Raw genomic sequence first — 3,706 nt, 5'->3', positions numbered from 1 at the left:
ATCATGACCAAGATCGAACAAGTCCTCCACTCAGGCAACAGCCACGCCACGATCAATCACGACCCCGATGTCAAGCGCGGTGAGCTCGGCGTCCTCGACCTCAAGCTGTCAGCGCCCGACGGTGAAAGCCGCGAGTTCATCGCCACCGAGCTACACCCGAGAGCCGAGCCGTCCGAGTCGGATATACGATGGCTTGTTGGCCTACAGCCCGTGCGACAGCGTGCGAGACAGGCGACACCCTGCTGGCCGCTGCGGGATTTTCGTTTGCCCTATCGAAAACTCGTATGCGATAGAATCTTTTGCGATTGACATCGGGTGCGTCTTTCTCCATTATTCGACGCAAGCGATTACATCGCATGCGATGTAAGCCGCCTAACACCCTTATTCACACAGGAATCCATCATGACCAAGATCGAACAAGTCCTCCACTCAGGCAACAGCCACGCCACGATCAATCACGACCCCGATGTCAAGCGCGGTGAGCTCGGCGTCCTCGACCTCAAGCTGTCAGCGCCCGACGGTGAAAACCGCGAGTTCATCGCCACCGAGCTGCACCCGAGAGCCGAGCAGTTGTTTTCGGGCGCGTGGTCGGCCTGTTACGTCAGCGCGTTCCAGATTGCGGCCTCGCTGAAGAAGGTCACGCTGCCGGCCGACTACTCCGTGGACGTCCAGGTAAGTATCGGGTCGGTCGGTAACGGGCATTGCCTCGGCGCCCAGTTCACCATCCGCGTGCCGGGTCTGGCAACGGAAGTCGTCGAGGCACTCGCGCGCCAGGCCCATCAGCTCTGCCCGTACTCGAAGGCTGTGCACGGCAACATCGAGGTCGGCCTGAACGTCGTCACGGCGTGACCGAGACACCGCATACGATTACATCGCGCAAGATTTAAATACGCTTAATACCCTCATACACATAGGAATCCATCATGGAAAAGATCGAAAAAGTCCTCGCCTCAGGCAACTCCCACGCCACGGTCAATCGCGACCCCAGTCTCCAGCGCGGCGAGTTTGGCGTCTTTGACCTCAAGCTGACAGCGCCCGGCGTGGAAAGCCTCGAGTTCATCGCCACGGAGCCGCACCCGACAGCCGAGAAGTTATTTGCGGGCGCGTGGTCGGCCTGTTACACCACCGTGTTCGGGATCGCGGCCTCGCTGAAGAAGGTCAAGCTGCCGTCCGACTATTCCGTGGACATTCAGATAACGTTGGGCAAACCGGTACCGCGTGGTTCCTCGGCGCCCAGTTCACCATCCGCGTGCCGGGCCTGGCAAAGGAAGTCGTCGAGGAAATCGCGCACCTGACCCATACGATCTGCCCGTACTCGAAGTCTGTGCGCGGCAACATCGAGATCGGCACGAACATCGTCACGGTGTGATCCGCCTGGGCACGTGCATCTCGCTGAGGCACGTGCATCTCGCTGAGGCACGTGCCTTTCACTGAACAACCTTTTAGGGAATTCCCATCATGAAGACCAAGCTCATCGCTGCACTGCTCGTCGCCTTCTCGGCGTCCGCCACCGCACCCGCGTTCGCCAGCGGCTATGGACCGGCCCCCTTCTACAAACCCTCGGTTGGCGCACCGGCGTCGCAAAGCGGTCAGAGCGCGCGAACTGTCGCCGCCGAACGCGACGACGCAGCTGGCTCGCAAGAGACATATGGCGGTGTAGTCGCCGGACGCTCCCAGGCGGGCAGCCATGCCGCCGTGACGTCGCGCGACAACCTGTTCGCACGTCACTAGATCGTGCATCCCTCCGTCGCTGGGCCGTCGCGCATCATCGTACCTTATGCGCGCCGGTCACAGCATCGGATGGAACATGGTTCATTTACCAGGGGAGGAATAGACAATGTTCAGTCACGTAGTGGTCGGCACCAACGACCTGAAAAAAGCAAAGCGATTCTACGATGCCGTGCTAGGCGCGATCGGCTACGGTGACGGTCTCAGTGATGACAACGATCAGCGTCGACGCTATGTCTATCGCGGCGACACGGGGCTTTTCATTATCACGCAGCCGCTCGATGGTCGGCCGGCGACCGCTGCCAATGGCGGAACGATCGGCTTTGCCTGTCAGTCGACCAGGCAGGTCGATCTCTGGCATGCAGCCGGGGTCGCTAACGGTGGAACATCGGCTGAGGCGCCGCCCGGCGTGCGTGAGGCCGCGTTTGGCAGCCTCTATCTCGCCTATCTGCGCGATCCGGACGGCAACAAGCTCGGTGCCCTGTATCGCGTGCCGGCCTGAAGCGAACGATGGCGACAAAGGCGCTCCAGACCAGCGGCGGCCATAGCGGCAGGCAGGCGCTGCCGCAAGACCTCTACGATGCGAAATAGCTAGGCCCGGCGAAATTGACAACCGGTTGTACTCAACGCGGTAGCGGCCCGACGTTCGTTATATTGCGATATAATCGCATGCGATATATCATACTTCGTATGTCTTGCGGAACATCAGGCTTTGGCCAAAGAGGATACAGATGAAAACTACGAACCAAGCGCCCGCTGCGGCCGTGCCGCTGTCAGACTATCTGTGCTTTGCGGTCTACTCCGCGAACCTGGCTTTTGGCAAGGCATACAAGCCGATACTCGAGGAACTCGGACTTACCTACCCGCAATACATCGCGATCATTGCGTTGTGGGAGGAAGACAACCAGACCGTCAGCGGTCTGGGCGCCAAGCTGTTTCTCGAATCCAATACGCTTACGCCGATGCTGAAGAAGCTCGAGGCGATGGGTTATCTGGAAAGGCAACGCGATCCTGGTGATGAGCGCCAGGTGCGGATCAGTCTCACGAAGAGCGGCCGGCGGCTGCGCGAAAAAGCCCTAAAGATGAACCCCGTCGAGACGGGCCTCGCTTCCGACGAGTTCGCGAAAATTCAGACGGCGGTCGTGACGTTGCGGAACAATCTTATCAAGTCAGTCCAAAACGGCGAATGAGCGCTTAACGGTCGTATTACAGGGGCGTCCGTTTACGTACATTCAACGGACCCGTTGGCGCTTCACGCAGGACCATTTCATCGGGCGAACATTTCTCTGTTCGCAAGCGTATTGACGGCTAGTCGCGTCCCGGTTGGGCTCGTGTTCCGGTTCACCTCGACCGCTCTCAGGCCGACGTCCGCACGAAAGCACCACTGGATCCTGAGACCGACTCTTCCGCGACGTTGCTGGCAAACGTTTGTAAAAAAGTCTGTAGGGATGCGCCATTATTTGTGCCCGATGAGCCAAAGAGGGTGTTGAAATCCTTCTCCATGCTCGAAATAGCCTCATTCAATGAAGCCGTCGAACCGGTCCCACCGTTTTCGCTTGCGTCTCCGGGCTGGCTGCTGCGCGCGCCAACGGTCCGGGCAAGCGATTCAAGCGCTTGAGCAAGGGGATTGGAGTACCCCGTTGCAGATGTTTCGTTTCCCTGATTACCTGAGTTGCTCTGAGATGCCAGCGAAGAGGCGGTGTCATACTGCAGGCTGGAAGTTACCTGAAGAATCTGGCCGATGAGCTGCTCGAAGATCGAATCAATACCAGCGGCGGACAGTGATCCCGTTCGCGAGTTAGCGTTGCTGCCCTGGGTTCCTCCGCTTGCAGCTGAATTGGTGACGGATAAGGTGGATCCAGTGCTGCTGCCTTGGCTGAAGGGAAGAGTGAGTCCCAATTGCGCGAACGTTTGAACGATCGCTTGTACCAAGGCATTCCCCGATGTCGACGACGGCGTCTCCGGCTGCTCGGAGAGC

The 3,706-nt window shown here is 59.1% G+C and carries 5 protein-coding genes and 2 pseudogenes; 6 read left to right on the top strand and 1 reads right to left on the bottom strand.

The genetic code is table 11. The annotated features are described in order from the left end of the window. The 6 genes and pseudogenes from GNZ13_RS52310 to GNZ13_RS15960 form a co-directional block, all read left to right on the top strand. Window positions 1–309, top strand: a pseudogene (locus GNZ13_RS52310) (hypothetical protein); the annotation flags it as partial. A gap of 93 nt (window positions 310–402) precedes the next feature. After that, on the top strand, window positions 403–849 hold the full coding sequence (locus GNZ13_RS15980) for an Ohr family peroxiredoxin (protein WP_172166036.1): 447 nt from the start codon (window positions 403–405) through the stop codon (window positions 847–849). A 74-nt stretch (window positions 850–923) separates the two neighbouring features. Further along, a pseudogene (locus GNZ13_RS15975) lies at window positions 924–1,369 on the top strand (OsmC family protein). A gap of 89 nt (window positions 1,370–1,458) precedes the next feature. After that, the gene (locus GNZ13_RS15970; protein ID WP_172166033.1) at window positions 1,459–1,731 is read left to right on the top strand and encodes a hypothetical protein; all 273 of its coding nucleotides are present in this window, start codon (window positions 1,459–1,461) and stop codon (window positions 1,729–1,731) included. Window positions 1,732–1,837: 106 nt separating this feature from the next. Further along, entirely contained in the window at window positions 1,838–2,230 is a 393-nt protein-coding gene (locus tag GNZ13_RS15965) for a VOC family protein (protein ID WP_171926489.1), read from the top strand. Window positions 2,231–2,459: 229 nt separating this feature from the next. Further along, entirely contained in the window at window positions 2,460–2,918 is a 459-nt protein-coding gene (locus GNZ13_RS15960) for a MarR family winged helix-turn-helix transcriptional regulator (protein ID WP_172166030.1), read from the top strand. Between the two features lie 166 nt (window positions 2,919–3,084). Here GNZ13_RS15960 and GNZ13_RS15955 read toward each other — a convergent pair. Next, window positions 3,085–3,706 (bottom strand): hypothetical protein (locus GNZ13_RS15955; protein ID WP_172166027.1); only part of this gene is annotated, 622 nt, incomplete at its 5' end.

The organism is Paraburkholderia elongata (assembly GCF_013177735.1).
GTDB lineage: Bacteria > Pseudomonadota > Gammaproteobacteria > Burkholderiales > Burkholderiaceae > Paraburkholderia > Paraburkholderia elongata.
This window is presented reverse-complemented; position numbering and strand designations above follow the sequence as displayed.

Coding starts and splice junctions, on each gene's coding strand:
- GNZ13_RS15965 (WP_171926489.1), top strand. CDS start 1,838: ATGTTCAGTCACGTAGTGGTCGGCACCAACGACCTGAAAAAAGCAAAG.
- GNZ13_RS15970 (WP_172166033.1), top strand. CDS start 1,459: ATGAAGACCAAGCTCATCGCTGCACTGCTCGTCGCCTTCTCGGCGTCC.
- GNZ13_RS15960 (WP_172166030.1), top strand. CDS start 2,460: ATGAAAACTACGAACCAAGCGCCCGCTGCGGCCGTGCCGCTGTCAGAC.
- GNZ13_RS15980 (WP_172166036.1), top strand. CDS start 403: ATGACCAAGATCGAACAAGTCCTCCACTCAGGCAACAGCCACGCCACG.